Annotated in this window: 22 protein-coding genes; 8 read left to right on the top strand and 14 right to left on the bottom strand. The window is 72.3% G+C overall.

Features of this window, described 5'->3' with window-relative positions; all coding sequences use genetic code 11:
* Positions 1–65: 65 nt before the first annotated feature.
* Entirely contained in the window at positions 66–1,610 is a 1,545-nt protein-coding gene (locus AC07BS_RS29025) for an AMP-binding protein (RefSeq protein WP_478934958.1), read from the top strand.
* A 42-nt stretch (positions 1,611–1,652) separates the two neighbouring features.
* Here AC07BS_RS29025 and AC07BS_RS29020 read toward each other — a convergent pair whose 3' ends face one another.
* From AC07BS_RS29020 to AC07BS_RS29010, 3 genes are all read right to left on the bottom strand, one after another.
* A complete protein-coding gene (locus AC07BS_RS29020) occupies positions 1,653–2,591 on the bottom strand; it encodes an endonuclease/exonuclease/phosphatase family protein (protein ID WP_478934957.1) in 939 nt (312 codons plus the stop codon).
* 714 nt (positions 2,592–3,305) lie between these two features.
* Positions 3,306–4,082 (bottom strand): GntR family transcriptional regulator, encoded by a 777-nt coding sequence (locus tag AC07BS_RS29015; RefSeq protein ID WP_478934956.1) that lies wholly within the window; start codon positions 4,080–4,082, stop codon positions 3,306–3,308.
* Positions 4,083–4,141: 59 nt separating this feature from the next.
* Positions 4,142–4,561, bottom strand: coding sequence for a TIGR03668 family PPOX class F420-dependent oxidoreductase (locus AC07BS_RS29010; protein ID WP_478647961.1), 420 nt, complete (start codon positions 4,559–4,561; stop codon positions 4,142–4,144).
* 171 nt (positions 4,562–4,732) lie between these two features.
* On the opposite strand from AC07BS_RS29010, the gene AC07BS_RS29005 reads away from it, so the two are divergent.
* The 4 genes from AC07BS_RS29005 to AC07BS_RS28990 all read left to right on the top strand — a co-directional run bounded on the left by AC07BS_RS29005 (position 4,733) and on the right by AC07BS_RS28990 (position 7,763).
* Complete coding sequence (locus AC07BS_RS29005) at positions 4,733–4,840, top strand: albusnodin family lasso peptide (RefSeq protein WP_478647959.1); 108 nt, start codon at positions 4,733–4,735, stop codon at positions 4,838–4,840.
* 69 nt (positions 4,841–4,909) lie between these two features.
* Positions 4,910–6,574: an albusnodin/ikarugamycin family macrolactam cyclase gene (locus tag AC07BS_RS29000; protein ID WP_478647958.1), complete on the top strand. Its 1,665-nt coding sequence runs from the start codon at positions 4,910–4,912 to the stop codon at positions 6,572–6,574.
* Complete coding sequence (locus AC07BS_RS28995; RefSeq protein WP_478934955.1) at positions 6,544–7,194, top strand: lasso peptide biosynthesis B2 protein; 651 nt, start codon at positions 6,544–6,546, stop codon at positions 7,192–7,194. The genes AC07BS_RS29000 and AC07BS_RS28995 overlap by 31 nt, the downstream gene beginning before the upstream one ends.
* On the top strand, positions 7,191–7,763 hold the full coding sequence (locus AC07BS_RS28990) for a GNAT family N-acetyltransferase (protein ID WP_478647954.1): 573 nt from the start codon (positions 7,191–7,193) through the stop codon (positions 7,761–7,763). The genes AC07BS_RS28995 and AC07BS_RS28990 overlap by 4 nt, the downstream gene beginning before the upstream one ends.
* 36 nt (positions 7,764–7,799) lie before the next feature.
* On the opposite strand, the gene AC07BS_RS28985 is transcribed toward AC07BS_RS28990, so the two are convergent.
* The 5 genes from AC07BS_RS28985 to AC07BS_RS28965 all read right to left on the bottom strand — a co-directional run bounded on the left by AC07BS_RS28985 (position 7,800) and on the right by AC07BS_RS28965 (position 12,094).
* Entirely contained in the window at positions 7,800–9,467 is a 1,668-nt protein-coding gene (locus AC07BS_RS28985; RefSeq protein WP_478934954.1) for a bifunctional 3'-5' exonuclease/DNA polymerase, read from the bottom strand.
* Positions 9,468–9,515: 48 nt separating this feature from the next.
* Positions 9,516–9,887, bottom strand: coding sequence for a VOC family protein (locus tag AC07BS_RS28980; RefSeq protein WP_478647952.1), 372 nt, complete (start codon positions 9,885–9,887; stop codon positions 9,516–9,518).
* 179 nt (positions 9,888–10,066) lie between these two features.
* A complete protein-coding gene (locus AC07BS_RS28975) occupies positions 10,067–11,014 on the bottom strand; it encodes a DMT family transporter (RefSeq protein WP_478934953.1) in 948 nt (315 codons plus the stop codon).
* A gap of 153 nt (positions 11,015–11,167) precedes the next feature.
* Positions 11,168–11,572 (bottom strand): VOC family protein, encoded by a 405-nt coding sequence (locus tag AC07BS_RS28970; protein WP_478647950.1) that lies wholly within the window; start codon positions 11,570–11,572, stop codon positions 11,168–11,170.
* A gap of 135 nt (positions 11,573–11,707) precedes the next feature.
* The gene (locus AC07BS_RS28965) at positions 11,708–12,094 is read right to left on the bottom strand and encodes a hypothetical protein (RefSeq protein ID WP_478647949.1); all 387 of its coding nucleotides are present in this window, start codon (positions 12,092–12,094) and stop codon (positions 11,708–11,710) included.
* A gap of 214 nt (positions 12,095–12,308) precedes the next feature.
* On the opposite strand from AC07BS_RS28965, the gene AC07BS_RS28960 reads away from it, so the two are divergent.
* Complete coding sequence (locus AC07BS_RS28960) at positions 12,309–14,171, top strand: glycoside hydrolase family 15 protein (RefSeq protein WP_478934952.1); 1,863 nt, start codon at positions 12,309–12,311, stop codon at positions 14,169–14,171.
* Positions 14,172–14,202: 31 nt separating this feature from the next.
* Here AC07BS_RS28960 and AC07BS_RS28955 read toward each other — a convergent pair whose 3' ends face one another.
* From AC07BS_RS28955 to AC07BS_RS28945, 3 genes are all read right to left on the bottom strand, one after another.
* Positions 14,203–14,802 carry a CGNR zinc finger domain-containing protein gene (locus AC07BS_RS28955; RefSeq protein ID WP_478647947.1) on the bottom strand — a complete coding sequence of 200 codons (600 nt, stop codon included), beginning with the start codon at positions 14,800–14,802 and terminating at the stop codon, positions 14,203–14,205.
* 47 nt (positions 14,803–14,849) lie between these two features.
* Positions 14,850–15,995 carry an NADH:flavin oxidoreductase gene (locus AC07BS_RS28950; protein WP_478934951.1) on the bottom strand — a complete coding sequence of 382 codons (1,146 nt, stop codon included), beginning with the start codon at positions 15,993–15,995 and terminating at the stop codon, positions 14,850–14,852.
* Between the two features lie 145 nt (positions 15,996–16,140).
* Positions 16,141–16,797 carry a PhzF family phenazine biosynthesis protein gene (locus AC07BS_RS28945; RefSeq protein WP_478934950.1) on the bottom strand — a complete coding sequence of 219 codons (657 nt, stop codon included), beginning with the start codon at positions 16,795–16,797 and terminating at the stop codon, positions 16,141–16,143.
* Positions 16,798–16,896: 99 nt separating this feature from the next.
* Between AC07BS_RS28945 and AC07BS_RS28940 the strand changes: the two genes are divergently transcribed.
* Complete coding sequence (locus AC07BS_RS28940; RefSeq protein WP_478647942.1) at positions 16,897–17,451, top strand: sugar O-acetyltransferase; 555 nt, start codon at positions 16,897–16,899, stop codon at positions 17,449–17,451.
* A gap of 82 nt (positions 17,452–17,533) precedes the next feature.
* Positions 17,534–18,763 carry an FUSC family protein gene (locus tag AC07BS_RS28935; RefSeq protein WP_478647940.1) on the top strand — a complete coding sequence of 410 codons (1,230 nt, stop codon included), beginning with the start codon at positions 17,534–17,536 and terminating at the stop codon, positions 18,761–18,763.
* Positions 18,764–18,770: 7 nt separating this feature from the next.
* Here AC07BS_RS28935 and AC07BS_RS28930 read toward each other — a convergent pair whose 3' ends face one another.
* The 3 genes from AC07BS_RS28930 to zwf are packed head-to-tail and all read right to left on the bottom strand — an operon-like array spanning position 18,771 to position 23,382.
* Entirely contained in the window at positions 18,771–21,161 is a 2,391-nt protein-coding gene (locus AC07BS_RS28930; protein ID WP_478934949.1) for a glycoside hydrolase family 65 protein, read from the bottom strand.
* Positions 21,158–21,901, bottom strand: a complete 744-nt coding sequence (locus AC07BS_RS28925; protein ID WP_478647936.1) for a beta-phosphoglucomutase family hydrolase — start codon at positions 21,899–21,901, stop codon at positions 21,158–21,160. Before AC07BS_RS28925 ends, AC07BS_RS28930 begins: the two co-directional genes overlap by 4 nt.
* Positions 21,898–23,382 carry a glucose-6-phosphate dehydrogenase gene (gene zwf / locus AC07BS_RS28920; protein WP_478934948.1) on the bottom strand — a complete coding sequence of 495 codons (1,485 nt, stop codon included), beginning with the start codon at positions 23,380–23,382 and terminating at the stop codon, positions 21,898–21,900. Before zwf ends, AC07BS_RS28925 begins: the two co-directional genes overlap by 4 nt.
* Positions 23,383–23,531: the final 149 nt, after the last annotated feature.

Raw genomic sequence — 23,531 nt, 5'->3', positions numbered from 1 at the left:
TGATTGCCCGAGGTAACCATCCCTAGGTACCCCGGTACCCCTATGGACCGCCGCCAGGAGACGCCATGCACGGCACCCAGCCCACGTTCCGCACCTACGCGGAGGAGATCCTCGACCACCTCAGCACCGTCCCCGAGCGCGAGGTGTTAGCCCATGGGGACCGGCGCGTCACCGCGGGCGACTTCCGCGCCCTGGTCCACCGGCTGGCGCGTGCCCTGCGGGAGCGCGGTCTCGGCCGGGGCACGACCGTCACCCTGCTCTGCGGCAACCTCCCCGAGACCCTCGCCGTACGCTACGCCGCCCATCTGCTGGGATGCCGCGTCAACCACCTCTACAACAAGCTCTCGGCCGAATCCCAGGCGGTCATCGTCCAGGACGTCGAGACGCGCGCCCTGATCGTCGACCCCCGGTACGCGGACCGCGCCGCCGAGGTGACCGGGCGGGCGCCGGTGGACCTCGTCCTCACGCTCGGCCCCGCGCCGCTGGGCGACGACCTGGTCGCGGCCGCCGCCGGGCTCTCCGCCGAGCCGGTGGCCGGCCAGGCGCTCCCGGACGATGTGTGCACCATCCGCCACACGGGCGGCACGACGGGGCACCCCAAGGGGATATGCACCACGTTCGAGCAGATGAAGGGCTTCCGGCTGGAGTCCGAGCCGTACGACCGCCGGCAGCTGGTGTGCACCACCATCGCCCACGTCGGGGGCATGTTCGCCGACCTCACGCTGGGGATGGGCGGCCTCGTCGTGCTCCAGGAGGACTTCGACCCCGCCGCCGTGCTCGCCGCGGTCGAGCGCGAGCGCGTCACCGACCTCTTCCTCCTCCCCCCGCTGCTCTACCGCCTCATGGACCACCCGGACGCGGCCACCACCGACACCTCCAGCCTGCGCGCCCTGATGTACGGCGGCTGCCAGGCCTCCCCCACCCGGCTGGCCGACGCGGTCCGCCGCTTCGGGCCCGTGCTCGTGCAGTTCTACGGGCAGAGCGAGATCGGCGGCATCAGCATCCTGATGCCCGATCACCACGACCCGGACGGGCGTCCGGAACTCCTGCGGACCGCGGGACAGGTGCTGCCCGGCGTCGAGGTGGAGATCCGTGACGAGTCCGGCCGGGCCCTGCCGCACGGCGAGCACGGCGAGATCTGCGTGCGCTCGCCGCACGTCATGCGGGGGTACTGGAAGCAGCCCAGGCTGACCGCCGAGGTGCTGCGCGACGGCTGGCTGCACACCGGCGACGTGGGCCGGCTGGACGCGGAGGGCTTCCTGACCGTCGTCGACCGCCTCAAGGACATGATCATCGTGGTCGGCGGCCACGTCTACACCTCCGAGCTGGAGGACCTCCTCAACTCCCACCCGGACGTCCAGCAGAGCGCCGTCTTCGGCGTCCGCGACGCCGACCACATGGAGCAGGTGCACGCCGTGGTCGTGGCCCGCCCCGGAAGCGGTGTCGGCGAGCGGGAGTTGCGGGAGCTGGTGCGCGGGGCGCGCGGCGCGATGTACGAGCCGGCGTCCATCACCTTCGCGGAGACCCTGCCGCTCACCGAGGCGGGCAAGCCCGACAAGAACGCACTGCGCCGGACCGCGGCGGATCGTTACGCCTTGGCGTCCGCGTAGCGGCTCGGCGGCGGTACCGAGGGGCGTGGGCGGCGGGGCCGCTCACGCCCCGTCGTCGACGGAGACGGTGACGGAACCGACCAGAACGCGGTGGTCCGAACAGAGCGCACCGCCGCACTGGGTGGCCGGGGCCAGGGAGTCGGCCTCGTAGGCACCCGCGATCCTGTCCTCGCGGACGAAGATGAAGTCGAGCTTCGCGCCGCCGCCGCACGGGCCGGCGTCCTGGGGATCGGGCGTGCTGACGGTCGACTCCCCGTAGCCGGCGCAGTGGGCGGCGTCGTTGTCGTCGAGCTCGTGGTAGTGCCCGGTGTTGCGGTCGTTGTGGGGCGTGTTCACGCTCGCCGAGTAGAAGTCGTCCATCCGGCCCCAGTCGGGCCGCATGTTGAAGTCGCCGGCGACGATGACCGTGTCGCCCTTGCGGTGGTAGTCCTCCAGCTGTGCGCGCACGGCGTCGGCCTGGCTCTTCCGGTAGGCGTCCACGGCGGTCATGTGGGTGGCGCAGAACCTCGCGTGCGGCCTGTCCTTCAAGGCCGCGCACAGGAGCTTGCGCTTCTCCCGCTTCCCGTCGTCGGGCAGCGGGAACCGCTCCGCGACCCCCAGCGGCCGCTTACTGAAGATCGCGACGCCCGACTCCTCCCCACCGCACACCGTGTACCCCGCGGGGTAGGCTCCCTCGAAACGCGCGAAGTTCGCACCGTCCACCGGCCAGCCGGCATCCCGCAACCTGGCCGCGAGCGCCCGGTACTGCCCTGCGCACAGCTCGTTGAGCGCGACGAAGTCGGCGTCACGACCACGGATCGACGCGACGGCGGCGTCGACCATGCCGTTCGTGGTCGAGTTGTGGTTCATGGCATCGCCGGAGACGTTCCACTGCCAGACGGTGTAGCGGACAGCACCGCCCGCGCCGTCCGCCGCGAAGGCGGGGAGGGACAACCCCGCCCAGGCGAGAACGGCCGCGGCCAGGACCCTTAACAGACGCATCGAAAATCTCCCGTCACAGAAAAGTTGATCAAGCCTTCATGGTCCACCAGGTGATGGCTCGGTTCAAGCCAACCGCTTGGCTGTCGCCCCAGGACATAGCGCTTTCTTCATGAGCCGAGTCGAAGTCTTTCAAGACCAGGCGAAAGGCAGCATGCATCCCCAACCTGCGCTGACCTTGCCGTTCTGACAACGAGAAACTACTAATAGAAAAGGCTAACTAAGACCAGGAAAGACGCTTTGGGCGGTGTCCATTAATACATCCCTGCCCTGATGGCTGGATTTCGGGGCGAGTAATATAAGCGTCATCAGTCGGCCACGGCAACGCTGTTGGCACGACTGACCTGCGACTGCACCACCCCGCCCGAGCCTGACAGAAAGGGGTGGCAGATGAACCGCAGGAGACGGCGGAAGGTGACGTTACGGCAGTTCAGGTACGCGGCAACGGCATGGCTTCCGGTCGTGCAGCTGGTCGCCGCGGTAGCCGCGATCTACGGCGCCGCCTTCGGGAGGTAGGTCGGGGCTGGCCGATAACCAGCCCCGACCGGCTCTGGGGCCCTCGTCGCGGTAACCGACCGCGGCGGGGGCTTCGCCATACCTTCTCTCCGCATGGCCGAATTCGTAGTGCGCAAGTTCTAGTTAAGCAACCCGCGCCCCACGGTACACCGACTCACGCCAGTCGGTGGGCAGTAGCGCTCCCGAGGAAGCACATCGTCATCACGGCACGTCAATCACGTACCGGAAGGTGTGGCGATCACAGGGCACGACCGAGTCGAGCACCTCAAGGACGTCGCCCGCCGAGTCGTAGGCCGTGCGCATCACCTTGGCGACGGGCACGCCGGCCGGGATGTCGAGCTGGTCGATCTCGTGCGGATACGGCATGCGGATGTCGAGGTCTTCGACGAACTGGACGATGCGGCGTCCGATGGGCCCCTCAGGGTTCTCGATGAAGGCGTTGGCCCCACCCTTGATCAACTTGGGCTCGGCGAGCGGCGTGCCGGCGGCGAGGGAGCGTTCGTAGTAGCCGTCACACAGCTGCATGGGCCGGTCGTCGACCGTGAAGAGCAGCCGCCGCACGATCACCGGCGCGCCCGGCTCGAAGCCGAAGCGGTCCGCCACCTCTTCCGGCGCTGCCGACTCGACGACTTCGCGGATCACCTGCTTGGGCCTCTGCCCCTGGGCCTTGGCCTCCGCGTTGTAGTTCGCCTCGCCGGTGGTCCGGCGAGCGCGGTAGACACTCCCCGCCTGGCGCATGCTGACGTGCGGCCGTTCGCGAACGAACGCGCCCTTGCCTTGGGACGAGATGACGAGGCCCTCCATGCGGAGCAGAGCGATCCCCTTCCGGACCGTGGCCCGGGTGACGCCATGGAGATCTTTCAGCTCGTTCTCCGACGGGAGCTTGACGCCAGGCGCGAGGAGTCCCCTGAGGATCTCCGCGCGCAGTTGGTTGGCGACCTTCTCGTAGGGGTGCTCTCGTGCCGGTTTCCCTGACATCACGCTCCTGACTGGACCAGCTGCACAAGTGAGCGTAACCGGGCGCCATGGCACTGCACCTACCCCTGCCTTGCCACCCATCCTGACCAGCGGTTCACATGAACTCTGATCACAGGACCAGCTGGACGGTGATCGCGGTACTGCTCGTACTTGTCCACCAACGCGTCGACAAGTTCATGCGCCAGTTCGTTCTCGACCACGCGCGCTTCGCCGTCCCCGCGCACCCACCACAGGCGGTCCCAGTCCTCGTCGAAGTGATCGACAAGGAGAGTGACGGCCGGGTTCTCGCGGATGTTGCTCAGACGCTTCAGGTTCGCATGCCGCTTGGGCTTGTGATCGATCGCGATGGCCACGGTGTCACCCATGGCAACGAACGTGGCGGGCACAAGGTGCGGTGAACCCGTCGCATCCACCGTCCCCAGGCGCAGCACTCTGGCCGCGGCGAAGCGCCCCCGCAGCTCGTCATCAGTGAGTCCCATGCCGCGACGGTACCCACGACCACCCGCGCCCTCGCACTACTTGCACGATCCGTGACAGCGGCGCTACCTTCGGAGAGCTACTTGGATATCCAAGTTGAAGATCAAGAATTGTTCCACGCCTGATCCGCCCGTGCCAACTGCGCTCTTGACGACGAGAGGGGGTGAACTGACGTGGAGCACACGGATGATGCGATGGCGATCGATCTCGGTGACGCGGCCGAGCTGACGACGGGCAACGACAACGAGTCCGTCGAAGGCAAACAGGAACCGTACAGCTGATCGCTTGCGGCGGCCACCCGAGAGGGGGTCGCCGTTTCCGCGCCTCAACTCGTTCGAAGGAGAAGTCGAATGGGCTGGTTCGGGGGATGCTCACCGGGCGGTCAGCCCGTTGTGCCCGTGGGTGCCCGGTTGTTGTGGAAGGACCCGCCACTGTGGACGGTGGGGACGTGGTCGGCGCGCCTGGTGCGGACGGTGGCGGAGGGCCCCGTGCGGCTTGCTGTGTTCGGGCCGTGTGCTGCGTCGGCGGAGGATCTCAGGCGTGTCCTGGCAGTGGAGGATCCGGCGGCCGTGGGTCGTGCGTGGGCCGGCTCCTACACGGTGGTGCGGGCCAGGGGGCGTGTGGTCGAGGTGCTCGCGGATGCGGCGCACGCCTGCCCGCTGTACACGGTCTCCGGCCGCAACGGCACGGCATGGAGTTCGAGTTCGAGGGCTCTGTCCGGGCTGACGGGTGGTGGTTTGGACGAGGAGTGGTTGGCCTCCTATCTGTGGGACAAGCGGGCTGCTCTGCCGGGGCACTCGGCGTGGAAGGGTGTGGTCCCGGTTCCGGCGGGCCATCGGCTGGCGATGGGGCCGAGCGGAGTCGCCGCGGTCGTGCCGTGGTGGTCACCGTCGCGAGGCTCATACGGCGAGGCTGTGCCGTTGGTGCGGCGCGCACTGTTCGAGGGTGTCAGGGCTCGCGTGGAGGGCATGGCGGTCTCCTGTGATCTGGCGGGGATGGACTCGACCACAGTCGTGGCCATCGCGCTGCGGCACGGCCCGGTGATGGGCATGACCGTGCATCCCGAGGGTGTGACCGAGGGCGGTGATGTGCGATATGCGCGCGGCCTCACTTCGCCGGACCTGAAACACCGGCTGTTGCCTCTGCGGTCCGGGCATCTTCCGTTCAGTCCGGCGGAGGATCGGCTGCCGGCGACGGATGAGCCCGCTCCGTGCTCGGCGTCGTGGGCGATGTTCTCGGCGCAACTGCGGGCTGCGGCGGATGCGGGAGCGTCCTGTCATCTGACGGGGGACGGTGGGGACAACGTGTTTCTGTCGCCACCGACGCATCTTGCCGATCTGGCGCGGCGTGGCCGGCTGATGCGGTTGGCGGCGGATGCTCTGGCATGGGCGCGACTGCGGCGGGTGAGTCCCTGGCCGTTGATCGGTGCTGCGTTGCGCCAGGACGCGGAGCAGTTGGCGCGGCCATGGATGAGGCGGCCGCCCTGGCTGTCGGTGCCCGTCACCACGAGCGAGGGCGCGTCCGTCGGTGACCGTCTCGTCACCGGGGTGCGGGGATCAGCACGCCTGGCCTACGCGGACGTGCAGGTGGCCGATGCTGCGGCTGGTCTCGAACTGCACAACCCGTACTTCGACGGGGCGCTGCTGGATGCCGTGGCGTCGATTCCCCCGTGGGAGCGATTCTGTGTGCGCCGCTACAAACCGCTGCTGGTGGACGCCGCCGGGGATCTGCTGCCGACGATGCATCGTCGGCGGGCGACGAAAGGTGTGTTCGCGGGTGACTTCCACCGCGGCGTCCGGGTCAATCTGCGGCGGCTGTCCCGGGCTGGTGAGCGGCTGGCCGGCCTGGGGCTGATCGATCCGGGGCCGTTGCGAGCCGCGCTCGGTGGGGCGGCGCTGGGTGTGCGGACTGTGTGGCCCCCGCTATTGTCCGCGTTGGCGGCCGAGGCGTGGCTGGAAGCCGTCGAGGCCGCGCCGTCTGTTGAATGGGCGCCGCTTGCAGAGGGTGGTGCGTGATGACCGTGTCCGTGGCTGTGGTGACGCCCTTCGCGTGCCTCGTCATCGACTACGGGTCCGGTCGGACGCAGGTGCTGTCGACGCCACAGGATGGGACCTGGGCTCCATCGGTCGGGGTGGTGGTCCCGCACGGGGACGCGCCGATGTCCTGGGGGACGAACGAGGTCTCCACGATCCTGGAGCCGCTCCCGAGAGCTTCACTGCCGTGGCGGATGGGCGCTGTGCCTGTCCTGGCGGTCACGGCTGTGGTGAGGGTGGCGGGGCCTCGTCGAGGACGGTTCCGGCGTATGGTGCGGCTCTCCTGCTGTGGGCATGCCCTGAGGCCGGCGAGCAGGCATCAGGCCGAGCAGGCGGTGCGCGCTGTCCGCTGGGCGTCGGCGGTGATTCCGGCGCGGTGGGCGTGTTTGGAACAGTCGGCGGCGACGGTGCTGTTGTTGGCGGCGGTGGGGCGACGGGCGGAGTGGCGGCATGGGGCCGCTGCTGATCCATGGCGGCTGCATGCCTGGATAGCAGACCGGGACGGCGTTCCTGTTGAAGAACCGGCTGACACGGCCTTGTACACCCCGACTTTCACGCCGGACGGCCCGGTCCGGCCGGTGTCCGAAGGGAGCACGGTATGAGCAGTCCGCAGATCCTCCTGGCCGGCGACACTCTGGGCCTGGGGCAGCCGCGCCGGGAGATGCTGGCCGAGTATCACCGGTGGGAGAACGACGTGGCGACAGTGGTGGGCTACGGCAATCAGTTCCCGCAGTCCTGGGAGGTTCGTGATGCCGGCTGGGAGCGGCAGCGATCGAATCACAACTACGTGCAGTTCGAGGTCGTTCGTCTCAAGGACGAGACCGCTGTGGGGATGGCGGTCCTCACCGTCAACACGTTCGTCCGGACCGCCGAGTTCGTTCTGGTGATCGCTCCTGCGGAGCGTGGGAAAGGGTACGCGGCGGAAGCGGCACGTCTCACGCTGGACTGGGCTTTCCACGCGGGCGCGGTGCGGATGGTGTGGTTGAAGGTGCTGGAGCCGAACCGGGCCGGGATCGCGGCTTACGAGAAGGCCGGCTTCCGGCACTCCGGGCGGCTGCGTCAGTCCGGGTTCTGGCTGGGTCGGCCCGTGGACGAGCTGTTGATGGACGCCCTGCCGGCCGACTTCCCGGGGCCGTCCGCCGTGCGGGAGGCGCTCGGGGACCGTACCTGATGTCGGTGCGAGGCGCGGTCCCCTCCTTTCACGTCTCTACGCCTTCGCGTCCGCGTAGCACTCCACCACCGCCGTCGTGAAGGGGAAGCGCGCCGGGGTGTCGCCGAAGGCTGTGCGGGCCGCTTCGTCGCCCGCTGTGCGGATCGCTTCGGCGACCGTCGGGGCCTCCTCCTTCGGGCAGTGGACGATGACCTCGTCGTGCTGGAAGAAGACCAGTTCGGCGCGGAGGCCGGCGATCGACCGGCGGAGGGTGGCGAGCACGATCAGGGCCCAGTCGGCCGCGCTGCCCTGGATCACGAAGTTGCGGGTGAAGCGGCCGCGGGCGCGGGCTCCGGCGGTGGATGTCTCCGCCGGGTCCTCCTGAGGGATGCCCGCCTCCTCGGGGACGGCGGTCGAGGCGGGCGGGCAGGTGCGGCCCAGCCAGGTGCGGACGAGGCGGCCCTCCTCGCCCGCTCGGGCCGCGTCGTCGACGTGGGCGACCGCCCGGGGGAAGCGGCGGCGCAGGTCCGCCAGGTGTTTGAGGCCGTCGCCCGAGGTCTGGCCGTAGATCGCGCCGAGCACCGCGAGCTTGGCGCGGTCGCGGTCGCCGGAGAAGGCGCGGTCGGCGAGGTCGGCGTAGAGGTCGCGGCCGCTGCCGGCGACGTCCATCAGGCCGGGGTCGCGGGAGACGGCGGCCAGGACGCGGGGTTCCATCTGGTCGGCGTCCGCGACGACCAGCGTCCAGCCCGGGTCGGCGACGACCGCCCGCCGCACCACCCGGGGGATCTGCAGCGCGCCCCCGCCGTTGGTGGTCCACCGTCCCGTGACGGTGCCGCCCGGCAGGTACGCGGGGCGGAAGCGGCCGTCCCGCACCCAGGCCTGGAGCCAGGCCCAGCCGTGGGCGGTGTGGAGGCGGTAGAGCTTCTTGTACTCCAGCAGGGGTGGGACGGCCGGGTGGTCGATGTCCCGCAGCTCCCACGCCCGGGTGGACGACAGGGTGATGCCCTCACGGGCGAAGGCCCGCACGACGTCGGTGGCCAGGTCCGGGCGGACCCGCACGTCGTCGCCGAAGGCCCGGGACACCTCGTCGGCGAGCTCGGCCAGCCGGCGGGTGTCCTGGCCGCCGGGATAGCGCTCGCCCAGCAGCTCGTGGAGCAGCTCCCGGTGCACGTCGGCGCGCCAGGGCAGGCCCGCGCGGCCCATCTCGGCGGCGACCAGTGTGCCCGCCGACTCCGCCGCGGTGAGCAGCCGCATCCGCCCGGGGTGCCCGGTCCGGTCCGTGCGGGCCAGCTGGCCGGCGTAGACCTCCAGCAGCGCCGCCAGCTCGTCCGTGCCGGGCGGCAGGGGCACCGGCCCCGGTTCGAACAGCGACGGCTGGGCGTCCGCGGCCCGCAGCGGCGGGTCCGGCGGCACCGGCAGGCCGCGCGCCCGCGCCCAGGCAGCGGCGAGCGAGCGCGGCTGGCCCGACTGGCCCTCCTCGTGCCCGATGAGCAGCGCCTCGGCCGCCTCGACGTCGTAGCACCGCTCGACGCGGACGCCGGCGGCGAGCATCCGGTCGTACAGCCGCGCCGTGGAACGCCACACCCACCGGTCGGCGTCCGGCCGGGCGCGCACCGCCGCGGCCGCGTCCGGTGCCGTCTCCACCGGGCCGGCGGCCCGCCCCTCGTCGTCCAGCGGGCAGATCCGGACGCCCTCGTCCCCCGCTTCCGCCAGTGCCCATCTCACGTACGGAGTCTCGCACCCGGGTCTGACACTCCCCCGGCTGTACGAGGATCAGTCCTGCTGGAGGACGGAGAAGACGTTGCCGGAGGGGTCGGTGAACCAGGCGATCAGCGGGCCGCCGCCGCGGAAGATGCCCTTCTCGTCGGCTTCCATGCCGGGATAGCGCTCGAAGGTCACCCCGCGCCGGCCGAGCTCGTCGACGGCCGCCTCGACGTCGGGCACCGGGAAATTGAGGACGGTGTGGGTCGCGGGCGTGTGATCGGGCTTGGGGTAGACGAGCACGCGGGTGCCGCCGGGGAAACGCAGCCAGAGCAGCCCGTTCTCCTCGGACACGTCCAGGCCCAGCGTCTCGGTGTAGAAGTGCTTGGCCCGGTCGGTGTCCCGTACGGCGAATCCGCTGAACGCCCGGGTGTTCTCGAACATGTCTCCCTTCCTTCCGCGCCGCCGCCCGCCCGAAGCACCCGGCTCGCCCGCGCGGGTGAATCACCGGGGAATCACCGGGGAATCACCGGGGGAACGCCGAGCGGCCGGACGCCTCCCCTCCGGGGCGTCCGGCCGCTGACTCGTTCAGGTCGCTGGTTCGTTCAGGGGGCCTACGGGCCTCAGACCCCCGCCGGCGTGCGTTCCTCGTGCTCCGCCTCCGCCGTCTCCCGCGACGGTGCGGGCGGGGTGGGGCGTGCCGGCGGGCGGCGGACGGCGGCTATGCCGACGCCCGCCAGTACGGTCAGGCCGCCCAGGCCCGCGAGGGGCGTGGGCAGGACCCCGAGGAGCACGGCGTCCAGGGCCAGCGCGGCGACGGGGACCGCGTACAGGACGAGGGAGCTCGTCGAGGCGGGGGCGACGGCGAGGACGCGCGACCAGGTGCAGAAGGCGAGGACCGTGCAGCCGAGCCCGAGCCAGATCACGGCCGCGGTCTGCTGCCAGCCGGCCGCCGCGACGTGCCCGGCCGCCTCGGGGGCGACGGCGAGCAGCGGGACGAGGCCGAAGAGGCTGCCGTAGAAGATGCAGTCCATGCCCGAGTAGCGGCGCAGCAGGGGCTTCTGGAGGACGAAGGAGGTCGCCTGGGAGGCGGCGGCGAGCACGACCATCGCCATGCCGCCCCACGAGCCGCCGCCGTCGCCGCCGGAGGTGGCGACGATCAGGGCGCCGCACAGGGCCGTGAGGAGTCCGGTGACACCCCAGGCGCCGGGGCGTTCGCGCAGGAAGAGCATGCCCAGGACGGTGACGAAGACCGGGGAGGTGGCGACGAGCATGGCGGCCGTGCCGCCCTCCACGTGCCGCTCGCCCGCGTAGAGCAGGAGCTGATAGGCCGTCATGCCGGTGAGGCCGAAGGCCGCCATGCGCGGTACGTCGCCCCGGCGGAGCCGGCTGACGCGGCCGGTGAGGGCGAAGGGGAGCAGCAGGACGACGGCGACGGCCAGGCGCAGGACGGCCATGGCCGTCGGCGGGTAGTCGTCCAGCGCCACGCGGATGGCGGGGAACGCGGAGCCCCACAGCACCGCCGTCGCGGCCATGAGCGTCCAAGGGGTCGCCGTTCGGCGCTCGTCCATCACCGGAAACACCGCCTTCGGTCTCGGTCGGGGATGCGGACATCGCCGAAGCTACCGAGAACGGCGCTATAAGTCGAATAATGAATTCCGACACGACCTCAAAGGATTTCTTTGGGAATAAGAGCGCCTTTGAGGTCCTGTCGGGGCGGCCCGCTACTCCCGCTCCTCCTGCCCCGGCACCTCGAACGTCCGGGTCAGGACCTCCAGGTAGTGGCCGCTCGGGTCGGGGAAGTACACGCCCCGGCCGCCGCCGTGGTGGTTGATCCGCCCCGGGAGCGTGCGGTGGGGGTCGGCCCAGTACTCCACCCCGGCCCCGCGAATCCGTTCGAATATCCCGTCGAACTCCTCCTCGGGCACGAGGAAGGCGTAGTGCTGGGGCGCGATCGTCTCGCCCTCCTCGGCGGTCATGAAGTCCAGCGTGACGCCGTTGCCCATCGCCACGGCGACGAACGGGCCGAAGGGGACGCCCTTCTCCAGGCCCAGGACGGTGGCCAGGAAGTCGGCGGACTCGCGCTTGTCGCGGGAGAGGACGATGGTGTGGTTGAGCTCGATCGACACTGCGGTGCCTCCAGGAGCGGCTCGTGGCACCGCGCGCGCCTCACCGGGCCGGCGACGGCGTCCGGTGCCCGAAGGGCATCATAGGCCCGCCACCCTCAACTCCTGTACGGTGCAACGATCCTCGTCGGCGAGCGGTCAGCCGGCCGGCTTGGCGGTGAGCTTGAGCCGGGCCTCCAGCTCGTGCTCGCCGGGCACGGTGCCGTGGTCCTCCAGCGCGAAGGCCGTGGCCAGCTCCTCCTTGACCTGGCGCACGGGGTCGGCGGCGCCGAAGAGGTCGACGGTGACGGCGCCGGCCAGGCCAGCGCCCTCGCCCCGGGGAGCGCGGCGGGTGCGCGCGTCGACGACCATGCACCAGACGGTGGGCGCCGCGGCTCCCGGGCGCGACGGACGGTTCTCGGTCCGGGGCTCGCCGGTGACCTCGGGGAAGGCGTCCTCCAGGACGGCGAACACCGCGGCCGCGTCGCCGTCGGCGCATTCGGTCAGGTGGACGCTGACATGGTCCGCGCTCTCGGGACCGCTCATCGCCGTGCTCCTCTGCGCTCCGCTGCCGTCGGCTCTCCCTGCCGACGGTACGGCCCGTGGCGCGCTCGTGCGCGGCGGTCACGGCCATCCGTGCGGCGGGCCCGCCCGCGCCCCCGCCGACGCGACGCCCCGGGCCCCGCCGCGGAGGCACAGCCGCGGAGGTATAACGGAAGGTGTCGCGTGTCCCGGCTCCGGCGGACGGAAGGGACCGGCCATGAAGCACGACACCAGGCCCCGCGAGGGCACCTGCCTCCCGGTCGACTACCTCCCCATCGAGGACCACGGCGTCATCGGCGATCTCCACACCGTGGCGCTGGTGGGGGTCGACGGGACGATCGACTGGTGCTGCCTGCCGCGGTTCGACGCGCCCTCCGTCTTCGGGTCGCTGCTCGACGCGCGGCACGGCGGCTCGTTCTCCGTACGGGTGCGCGGCACCGAGCGCACCAAGCAGATGTACCTGCCCGACTCCAACGTCCTGCTGACCCGCTTCCTCGCGCAGCAGGCCGTCGCCGAGCTCTACGACCTCATGGTGCCCGACCACCCCTCCTACGCGTCCTCCGACGTACGGCAGATCGTCCGGCAGCTGCGGATGGTACGCGGGAGCGGCACCGTCGAGATCGTCTGCCGTCCGGCGTTCGACTACGCGCGGGCCCCGCACGAGGTCACCGTCATCGAGGGCGTCGGCGCCGCCTTCTCCGGCCCGGCGGGCACGCTGCTGCTGCGCTCGTCCGTGCCGCTGCGCGCCGACGGCGACGCCGCGACGGCCACGGTGACGCTCGAACCCGGCGGGACACTGGAGCTGGCCGCGCAGTGGGGCGGCGACGTCCGGCCCCTCGACCGTGAGGAGGCCTCACGACTGCTGGACGACACCCTGCGCTACTGGGACGGCTGGCTGCGCAACTCCACCTACCGGGGCCGCTACCGGGAGACGGTCGAGCGCTCGGCGCTCGTCCTCAAGCTCCTCGTCCACCAGCCCACCGGAGCCCTCGTCGCGGCCCCGACCACCTCCCTGCCGGAGAGCCTGGGCGGCTCCCGGAACTGGGACTACCGCTACACCTGGGTGCGCGACGCCGCGTTCACCCTCTACGCGCTCATGCGGCTGGGGTTCACCGAGGAGGCGGCGGCGTTCATCGACTGGCTCCACCAGCGCTGCGTCGAGGCGCCGCCGGACACCGGGCTGCAGGTGCTCTACGGCATCGACGGCCGGTCCGACCTGCCGGAGACGGTCCTGGAGCACTTCGCGGGCTACCGCGGCTCCCGGCCGGTCCGTGTCGGCAACGCCGCGGCCGAGCAGCTGCAACTCGACATCCACGGCGAGCTGATGGACTCCGTCTACCTCTACAACAAGCACGGCGAGCCCATCTCCTACGAACTGTGGGAGGCCCTGAGCCGCCAGCTGGAGTGGCTGGAGAAGCACTGGGAGGAGCCCGACGACGGCATCTGGGAGACCCGCGGCGGCCGCCGGCGCTTCACCTACTCCGCCCTCATGACCTGGGTGGCCTTCGAGCGTGCGATGCGCATCGCGCGCCACCGCGGCATGCCGGCGCCCGTCGAGCGCTGGCGCGACGCCGCCGCGGCCGCCTACCGGTACGTCCAGGACCACTGCTGGGAACCGGACCTCGGCGCCTACGCGCAGTACGCGGGCGGCACCACCCTGGACGCGTCCCTGCTGGTCATGCCGCTGGTGAAGTTCGTGGGACCGTCCGACCCGCGGTTCCTGTCCACGGTGCGGCGGCTGGAGGACGGGCTGGTCAGCGACAGCCTCGTGCACCGCTACCGGACCGACGGCACGGACGGCTTCCCGGAGCACGAGGGCACCTTCAACCTCTGCTCGTTCTGGTACGTCGAGGCCCTGGCCCGGGCCGGGCGCGTGGGCGAGGCCCGCTACGTCTTCGAGAAGATGACCACCCACGCCAACCACCTCGGCCTGTACGCCGAGGAGATCGGCGCCGCCGGGGAGTCCCTCGGCAACTTCCCCCAGGCCCTCACCCACCTCGCGCTCATCAGCGCGGCGACCAACCTCGACCGGGCCGTGGCCTCGCACCGCGCCCCGGCGTCCCGGCACTGCCGCTGGTGAGGCCGGGCGCCGCGCGCCACGGCCCCCTGGGTCAGGACTCCAGGGCCCGCCGGCGGGCGCGGGACGCCCGTAGGTTGGCGGCGTTTCCGCAGGTCCTGACCTCGTGCCAGACGCCGCAGTTGTTCCGCGAACGATCGTAGAACGCGACGGCGCAGCGCGGTTCGCGGCACGTCTTGAGCCGGTGCCGGGTGCCGTCCCGCTGCGCCTCGAAGGCCGCCACCAGCACCAGGGCGGCCAGCCGCCGCCAGCCCGTGCCGCGCGGCTCCAGGCGGACGACGCCGTCCTCGCCGAGCTGGAGCGCCGCCGCCGTGCAGTGCAGGACCAGGGCGAGGGGCGCGGCCCCGGCCGCGTCCCCCGCCCCCTCGGCGGTCTGCCGCCGGAGGTCGTCGCGCAGCACCCGCAGCTCCTCGGGGCCGTCGGGGCCCAGGACCACCGGCGGCACGGGCTGCCCCGTGACGGCCGTCCACCCGGCGACGGCCGCGTCCGCCCAGGCCTGGGCGTCGTCCGGGCCGGCCAGGAGGTCCACCGCTCCGGGCGCCTCCACGGCGGCCGTGTTGAGCAGGTCCTGGACGAGCCCGAGGCCGCCGGGAGCCGCCCGTAGGCCGTAACGTGCGGTCGCGGGCCAGGTCATCGTGTGAACCGTCCTTCCGGGCTGTTCGGTGTGCTGGTGCGCCGTGCTCAGACCAGTGTGCCGAGCAGCGACGCGCTGTAGGGGGCCGCCTCGTGGAGCCGGTCCGTGAGGGCCTTGGCGGGCCACTCGGCGTCGGCGATGAGGGCCCGGCCGATGGCGACGGCGTCGAACTCGTCGCGCTCCAGGCGGTCCAGGAGCGCGTCGATGCCGGTGACCCCCGCCCGGTCGGTGCCTCCCCGGCGCGCGCTGGTGAACTCCTGGTCGAGGCCCACCGAACCGACGGTGATGGCGGGCTTGCCGGTGAGCTTCTTCGTCCAGCCGGCCAGATTGAGGTCGGCGCCCTCGAACTCCGGGAGCCAGTAGCGGCGCGTGGAGGCGTGGAAGGCGTCCACGCCCGCCGCCGCGAGCGGGGCGAGCAGCCGCTCCAGCTCCTGCGGGGTCCCGGCGATGCGGGCGTCGTAGTGGTCGGCCTTCCATTGCGAGAGGCGGAAGACGATGGGGAAGCCGGGCGAGACGGCGGCGCGTACCGCCGTGACGATCTCGGTGGCGAAGCGGGCGCGGGACGCCTCGTCGCCGCCGTAGGCGTCGGTGCGCCTGTTGGTGCCGTTCCACAGGAAGCTGTCGATCAGGTAGCCGTGGGCGCCGTGCAGTTCGACGCCGTCGAAGCCGGCGCGTTCGGCGTCGGCGGCCGCCCGCGCGAAGGCGCCGACGACCGCGTCGATGTCGGCCTGCGTCATCGCCCTGCCGTGCGGGTCGCCGCCGAGGTCGATCCCGGACGGGGTGTCGGCGGGTACGCCGAGCGGCGCGACGCCGTCGGTGCGGGCGATGCCGGTGTGCCACAGCTGGGGCATGATGCGACCGCCCGCCTCGTGCACCCGCTCGGCCACCCGGGCCCAGCCCGCCAGGGCCTCCTCGCCGTGGAAGTACGGCACATTGTCGTACGCCGCCGCGGCCTCGCGGGCCACGTAGGTCCCCTCGGTGATGATCAGGCCCACGCCGCCGGTCGCGCGCCGCGCGTAGTACGCGGCGACGTCCTCGCCCGGCACGCCGCCCGGCGAGAAGCGCCGCGTCATCGGCGCCATCACCATGCGGTTGGCCAGGGTGAGATCGCCGAGGGCCAGGGGCCGTCCGAGCAGTCGCGCGGCACGGGAGTCGGTACCGGCTCCGGGGATCGTGGGGTTCGTGGTCGCCATGGTGGATGGTCCTCCGCTCGCTACGTCAAGCCAATGACATAGGCGAAACCCCTTTGTCTCCCATCGCATTCCCGCACGACAGGGAAAGTTGAGCACGGATCGCCGTGGCATACGCCACACGGCGACGCACCCGTACAGCCAACGGTCATGTCGTCACCCGGCCGCCGAGGTCCACCGTCCCGTCGGGGTGATGACGTGTCAGGATCACCGAGCCGGTGCCCTGCCGGACCACGAGCGACCGCCCCAGCCGGGCCGTGAGCACCAGCGCGGCGGCGCCGGTGGCCTCGTCCTCCACGATGCCGTCGCCGCGCCGGGGGAAGCCCCTGGCCCGCACCCGCCCCGCGGCCTCGTCCTCCCAGGCCCAGGCGTACAGCCAGCCCTCCCCCGGCGGTGGGCCGGGCAGCGCCTCGACGGCGGCCGCCGTGGCGAACCGCTCGGTGCGCCGGTCGGACGCCCACGCGGCCCGTCCCCGGATCCAGGTGGTCTCCCCCTCCTCCCAGACCGGCACCTCGCCCGCCGGCGGGCGCAGCACGTCCACCGGGCGCCCTTGGCGGCGCAGCAGCCAGGCGACGCCGACCAGGGGGTGCCCCGCGAACGGCAGCCGGGTGCCGGGGGTGTGGATGTCGACGCGGCCGCGCGCCGCGTCGTCGACGAACACCGTCTCGCTGAAGCCCAGCCGGGCGGCCAGCTCCCGTCGTCCGGGCCCCTCCGGCACGGCGCCGCCGTCGGTGACCACCCCGAGCGGGTTGCCTCCCGTGCCGTCCGGACCGGTGAACACCCGAAGCACCGTCACATCGTCCATCCGGTGATTCAAGCAGGCCTTGACGCCGCCACCGGCCTCGGGGAGCGTACGCGGGGCGGGACGGCGGTACGGCGGGCCGGCGGACGGAGGGGGCGGGACGTGGGTGAGAACAAGCGGCGGATGCTGGCCGGGGAGTGGTACCTCCCGGACGATCCCGAGCTGGCCGAGGACACCCGGCGCCGTGAGGCGCTCTGCGCCGCGTACAACGACCCCCGGCTCACCGACCCCGCCGAGCGTCTGGCGATCCTCCGGCGGCTGCTGGGGGCCGTGGGGGACGGCGTACGGATCCGGCCGCCGTTCCACTGCGATTTCGGCCACCACATCAGCGTCGGCGCGGGCACCTTCGTGAACTTCGGTGCCGTCCTCCTCGACACGGCGCCCATCACCATCGGCGCCGACGTCCAGATCGGTCCCCGTGCGCAGCTGCTGACGCCGGTGCACGAGCTGGATCCCGCGCGCCGGCGGGAGGGCTGGGAGAAGGCCGTTCCGGTGACGATCGGTGACAACGTCTGGCTGGGCGGCGGAGTGATCGTCTGCCCCGGGGTGACCATCGGCGCCGGCACGGTCGTCGGGGCCGGGTCCGTGGTCGTCCGGGACCTGCCGGCCGGTGTGCTCGCCGTGGGGAATCCGGCGCGGGTCGTCCGGGCGCTGTGACCGCCCTCGGCGGGGTGTGCCACTACTCCAGGCCGGTGACGGCCTCGTGTCCCCGGCACCGCCCGGCGGGAAGACGCACTGGGTGCCCGACTTCTCGGATCCCCTGACGACCCTGGTCCGCCGCGGCAGGGAGCCCGCCTTCGTGCAGGCGGTGCGGTCCACGCTGGCCGCGGTGATCTCCTACGTGGCGGCCCTGCAACTGAGCAGCGAGCCCGCCCCGCTCACCGCCCCGCTGACGGCCCTGCTGGTCGTCCAGGTGACCCTCTACTCCACGCTCACCACGAGCATCCGCCGGGTGAACTCCGTGGTGGCCGGCGTGCTCATCGCCATCGGCTTCAGCGCGCTGGTGGGGCTGACCTGGTGGAGCCTGGGCCTGATCATCCTGGCCTCGCTGGTCATCGGGCGGGTCGTCCGGGCGGGTGAATTCGTGCCCGAGGTCGCGATCAGCGCGATGCTGGTGCTGGGCGTGACCCGGGTGGCGGAGACCGCGTGGGACCGGGTGCTGGAGACGCTGATCGGCGCCGTCGTCGGGCTGCTCTTCGACGTGCTGTTCGTGCCACCGGTGTGGGTGCAGCCGGCGGGCGACGCCATCCAGCACCTGGCGCGCCGCATGCGGGTGCTGCTGCACCGCGTCGGGGCCGAGGTCACCGGCCATACGCCGGTCGCCGAGGCCGCGGCCCGGCTGCACGAGGCCCGGCGGCTGGACCACGACATCGTGCAGGTGGACGCCTCGCTCCGGCAGGCGGAGGACAGCCTGCGCCTCAACCCCCGGGTCAGGGAGGGGCTGCTCTTCCGGGTCGTGCTGCGGACCGGCCTGGACGCCCTGGAGATCGCCGCGGTCGTGCTCCGGGTGATCTGCCGGACCCTGACCGACCTCGCCAAGGAGCGCACCGAGGAGGAGCTGTTCGCGCCGGACGTGGGGGCGGCCCTGGAGGAGCTGTTCGACCATCTGGGGCGCGCGGTGGAGGCCTTCGCCGTGCTGATCACCACTCAGGTCACGACCAACGCCGAGGAGGCCGAGGACCGGCTCGTACGGGAGCTGGCCGCCGGCCGGGCCGCCCGGAACCGGGCGGCCCTGCTGCTGCTCGACGGGGTGCGCCGGCACCCCCGGCAGTGGCAGTTGCACGGGGCGCTGCTGGCCGAGGTGGACCGCATCCTGGACGAGCTGGACGTGGAGAAGCGCACCGAGCGCCTGGCCGAGGAGCTCGACCGCCGCTCCCGCGAGCAGCAGGACCGGCATCCGGTGCTGGCGGGCGTCAGACGCCGGCTGCGCCGCAGCGGCTACGGCTGGCGCCGGAGCAGCCGACGCTGACCGGGTCCTAGGGGGCGCGGAGGGCGGGCTCCTGTTCGCCGTGGCCGACGGCGCGGCCGCGGCGGGTGGGGGCGCGGCCCGCGGGCTGTTCGGGGGCGGGGCCGGTGGGGATGGGCGGCACCTGGCGGGCCTCCGGCGCGTCGGAGGTGACCCGCAGCCGCTCGCCGCAGTGCAGGATCTCCAGGGCCTTGCCGTCCAGCAGGCTGTACGTCGCGGTCCTGCCGGTGATCTCCACCCGCAGGCGCTGGCCGCGGAACTGCACCGTGAAGGCCAGCCGGCCGAGCTGCTCGGGCAGCCGCGGGGTGAAGGCGATCATGCCGTCGTACTCCCGCATCCCGCCGAAGCCGACGACCAGGGCGAACCAGGTGCCGGCGAGCGAGGCGATGTGGATGCCGTCGCGGGTGTTGCCCTCCAGGTCGGAGAGGTCCATCATCGCGGCCTCGCCCAGGTAGTCGTAGGCCAGCCGCATGTGGCCGGTCTCGGCCGCCATGACGGCCTGCCCGCAGGCGGACAGCGACGAGTCCCGTACGGTCAGCTGCTCGTAGTAGGCGAAGTTGCGGGCCTTCTCCTCGGGGGTGAAGGCGTCGCCGCGCAGGCACATGGCGAGGACGAGGTCCGCCTGCTTGACGACCTGCTTGCGGTAGAGGTCGAAGTAGGGGAAGTGGAGCATCAGCGGGTACTGGTCGTCGCCGGTGCGCGCGAAGTCCCACAGCTGGTGCCGGGTGAAGCCCTCGGACTGCTCGTGCACGGCCAGTTCGGGGTTGTAGGGCAGCGTCATGCGGGTCGCGGCGTCGCGCCAGGCGGCGGCCTCCTCGTCGTCGGCGCCCAGCAGCGCCGCGACGTCGGGGTGGCGTTCGACGGCGGCCGCGGCCTCCTGGAGATTGTGCTGCGCCATCAGGTTCGTGTAGACGTTGTCGTCCGAGATCGCGCTGTACTCGTCGGGGCCCGTCACGCCGTCGATGTGGAAGTCGCCGTGGTGGTCGTGGTGGCCGAGCGAGCGCCACAGCCGGGCGGTCTCGATCAGCAGCGGCAGCCCGACCTCCTTCTCGAACGCCTCGTCGTTGGTGGCCTTGGTGTAGCGCACGGCGGCGTCCGCGATGTCCGCGTTGATGTGGAAGGCGGCCGTACCGGCCGGCCAGTAGCCCGAGCACTCGTCGCCGTTGATGGTCCGCCAGGGGAAGGCGGCGCCCTGGAGGCCCAGCTGCCGGGCGCGTTCGCGGGCCGCGGGCAGGGTGTTGTAGCGCCAGCGCAGGGCCTGTTCCACGGCCATGGGCGCGGTGTAGGTCAGCACGGGCAGCACGAAGGTCTCGGTGTCCCAGAAGCAGTGCCCGTCGTAGCCCGGGCCGGTCAGCCCCTTGGCCGGCAGGGCCCGCGCCTCGCCGCGCGCGCCGGCCTGCAGGACGTGGAAGAGCGCGAACCGCGCGGCCTGCTGGATCTCCGCGTCGCCGTCGACCTCCACGTCCGAGCGGGACCAGAAGTCCTCCAGGAAGCCCCGCTGTTCGTCGGCCAGCCCCCGCCAGCCGGTGCTGACGGCGCCGGCCAGGGCGGCGTCGACCTGGTCGCGCACGGCGGGCGCCGAGCGCATCGCCGACCAGCCGTGCGCGACGAACTTCTCCACGCGCAGCCGCTGCCCCGACTTCAGCCGGGAGGTGATGGTGAAGCGGGCGAGGTCGTCGCTGCTCTCGGACGACATCTCGGTGCGCTCGCCGCCGCTGACCACGTGCGAGGCGGCCACCCCCACCCGCAGTCCGCTGTGCTGGGTGCGGTGCAGCAGCCGGATCTTGGGGCCGTGGGCGGCGTGCTGCTCCGACGTCAGCGGCTGCTCCAGGACGGCGGCGGCCCGCGGGTCGCCGCCGGTCGACGGCAGCTGCTCGTTGGCGACCAGCTCGGACTGGACCACGATGCGCACGTCGCCGTCGAGCGGCTCGACCTCGTAGGAGACGGCCGCGACGGCCCGCTGGGTGAACGAGACCAGCCGGCTGGAGCGGACGCGGACGGTGCGCCCGCTCGGCGAGGTCCATTCGGTGATGCGGTGCAGCAGTCCCGAGCGGAAGTCCAGCACGCGCTCGTGCTTGTGCAGCTTTCCGTAGCGCAGGTCGAAGGGTTCGTCGTCGACGAGGAGGCGGACCAGCTTGCCGTTGGTGACGTTGATGATCGTCTGTCCGGACTCCGGGTAGCCGTAGCCCGCCTCCGCGTACGGCAGCGGCCGGAACTCGTACACGCCGTTGAGGTAGGTGCCGGGCAGGCCGTGCGGCTCGCCCTCGTCGAGGTTGCCGCGCCAGCCGACGTGCCCGTTGGACAGCGCGAAGACGGACTCGCTCTGCGAGAGCACGTCGAGGTTGAGCTCGGTCTCGCGCAGACACCAGGGCTCGACCATATAGGCCGGATGTGTGATCACGGGAGGTCTCCCAGCAGGTCGGCGAGGTCGTCCACCACCACGTCGGCGCCGTGCCGGCGCAGTTCCTCCTCCTGCCCGGCCCGGTCGACCCCGACGACGAAACCGAACCTCCCGGCGCGCCCGGCCTCCATGCCCGCGAGGGCGTCCTCGAAGACGGCCGCCCGGTCGGGGGGCGTGTCCAGGGCCAGGGCGGCCGCGAGGAAGGTGTCGGGGTGGGGCTTGCCCGGCAGCTTCCGCTCGGCGGCGACCAGTCCGTCGATCCGCACCTCGAAGAGGTGGTCGATGCCGGCCGCGACGAGCACGGCCTCGCAGTTGGCGCTGGAGGACACCACCGCGCGGCGCAGCCCGGCGTCGCGCGCGGCCTCGGCGTAGCGCACCGAGCCGGGAAAGGCCTCCACTCCCAGCTCCTGGATCTTGCGGAGGACGAGGTCGTTCTTGCGGTCGCCCAGGCCGCGCACGGTGTCCGGGGCGGGCGGATCGGCGTCGTCGCCCTCGGGCAGCTCGATACCCCGGGAGGCGAGGAAGGAGCGCACGCCGTCGGCCCGGGGCATGCCGTCGACGTAGCGGTCGTAGTCGGCGACGGGGTCGAAGGGGCGGAAGCCGGGGCCTTCCCGCCGGCGCAGGAAGTCGTCGAACGTCTCCTTCCAGGCGGCGGCGTGGACCGTCGCCGTCCGGGTGAGGACACCGTCCATGTCGAAGAGGCAGGCGTGGATATGGTCCGGAAGGCCGAGTCTGCTCATGATGTTCCGCTTCCCCGCGCGTCGGCGGACATGTCGTCCGGCAGGTACCAGTGGTGGGGGGCGATGAGCGCGTCGGCGGACGGCGGGCCCCACGATCCCTGGGCGTACGGTTCGACGGGGCGCGGGGCGCGCAGCAAGGGGGTGGCGACCTCCCAGAGGCGTTCGATGCCGTCGGAGCGGGTGAACAGGGACTGGTCGCCCAGCATCGCGTCGTGGATGAGCCGCTCGTAGCCCTCCAGGCCGTGCCGGGCCCCGAAGGAGTCGGCGTACCGGAAGGTCATCCGGGCGGGCCCCAGCCGCATGGCGGGGCCGGGCTCCTTGGCGAGGAAGTCGGCGGCGATCCAGCCGGGGTCGTCGAAGTCGACGACGAGGGCGTTGCCGCGCGTCCCGTGGGTGCCGGGCGCGGCCTCGAACATGCGCAGCGGCGGTTGCCGGAAGTGGAGGGTGACGACCTGGCGGCGGCGGCCGAGCGCCTTGCCGGAGCGCAGGTAGAAGGGGACGCCGGCCCAGCGCCAGTTGTCGACGTCGGCGCGCAGGGCGACGAAGGTCTCGGTGTCGGAGTCCGGGGCGACGCCGGGCTCGGAGCGGTAGCCGGTGTACTGGCCGCGCACGACGTGCGCCGGGTCGATGGGCCGCATCGCCTGGAAGACCTTGGCCTTCTCGTCGCGCAGGCAGGTGGCGTCGAAGGAGACGGGCGGCTCCATGGCGACGAAGCCGAGCACCTGGAACAGATGGGTGACGATCATGTCCCGGAAGGTGCCGGTCTCCTCGAAGAACCCGGCCCGGCCCTCGATGCCGATCGTCTCGGGGACGTCGATCTGGACGTGGCTGATGTGGTCGCGGTTCCAGATGGGTTCGAAGAGGCCGTTGGCGAAGCGGAGGGCGAGGATGTTGTCGACCGACTCCTTGCCGAGGAAGTGGTCGATGCGGAAGACGCGGGACTCGTCGAAGACGGCGTGGACGGTCGCGTCGAGGGCCCGGGCCGAGTCGAGGTCGGTGCCGAACGGCTTCTCGATGATGACGCGGCCGCCCTCGGCCAGCCCGGTGTCGTCGAGGGTGCCGATGACGGACGCGAAGGCGCTGGGCGGCACGGCGAGGTGGAACAGCCGGCGCGGGGTGCCGCCGAGGGCCGCCTCGGCGGCCCGGACGGCGTCGAGCAGCGGCCCGGAGTCCTCGGGGTCGCTGGCGCCGAAGCTCAGGCGGCCGACGAAGTCCTCCCAGTCCGGCCCGGTGGGCCGGCCGCCACCGAACTCGGTGACGGCCTTCTCGGCGTGCGCCCGGAACTCGTCGTCGGTCAGCGCGGCCGCGGCGGGCGCCGACCCGACGACGCGGTAACCGGCGGGCATCAGCCCGGCCCGGGCGAGGCGGTGGAGCCCCGGCAGCAGCTTGCGCCGGGCGAGGTCGCCGGTGGCGCCGAACAGCACGACGACATGGTCGTCGGGGGCCGGGACGTCGTCCCGGGAGCTCTCGGTGGCCTTCACACCCCCACCCTCGGGCAGCGACCGCCGGGGCGCGATTCGCGTGACCCGTTCGGCGGGGGGGGGGGGGGGGGGGGGGGGGGGGGGGGGGGGGGGGGGGGGGGGGGGGGGGGGGGGGGGGGGGGGGGGGGGGGGGGGGGGGGGGGGGGGGG

The sequence above is a fragment of the Streptomyces sp. NPDC044063 genome, assembly GCF_056434285.1.
The sequence above is the reverse complement of the archived record's forward strand: the minus strand, read 5'-3'. Positions and strand labels throughout refer to the sequence as shown.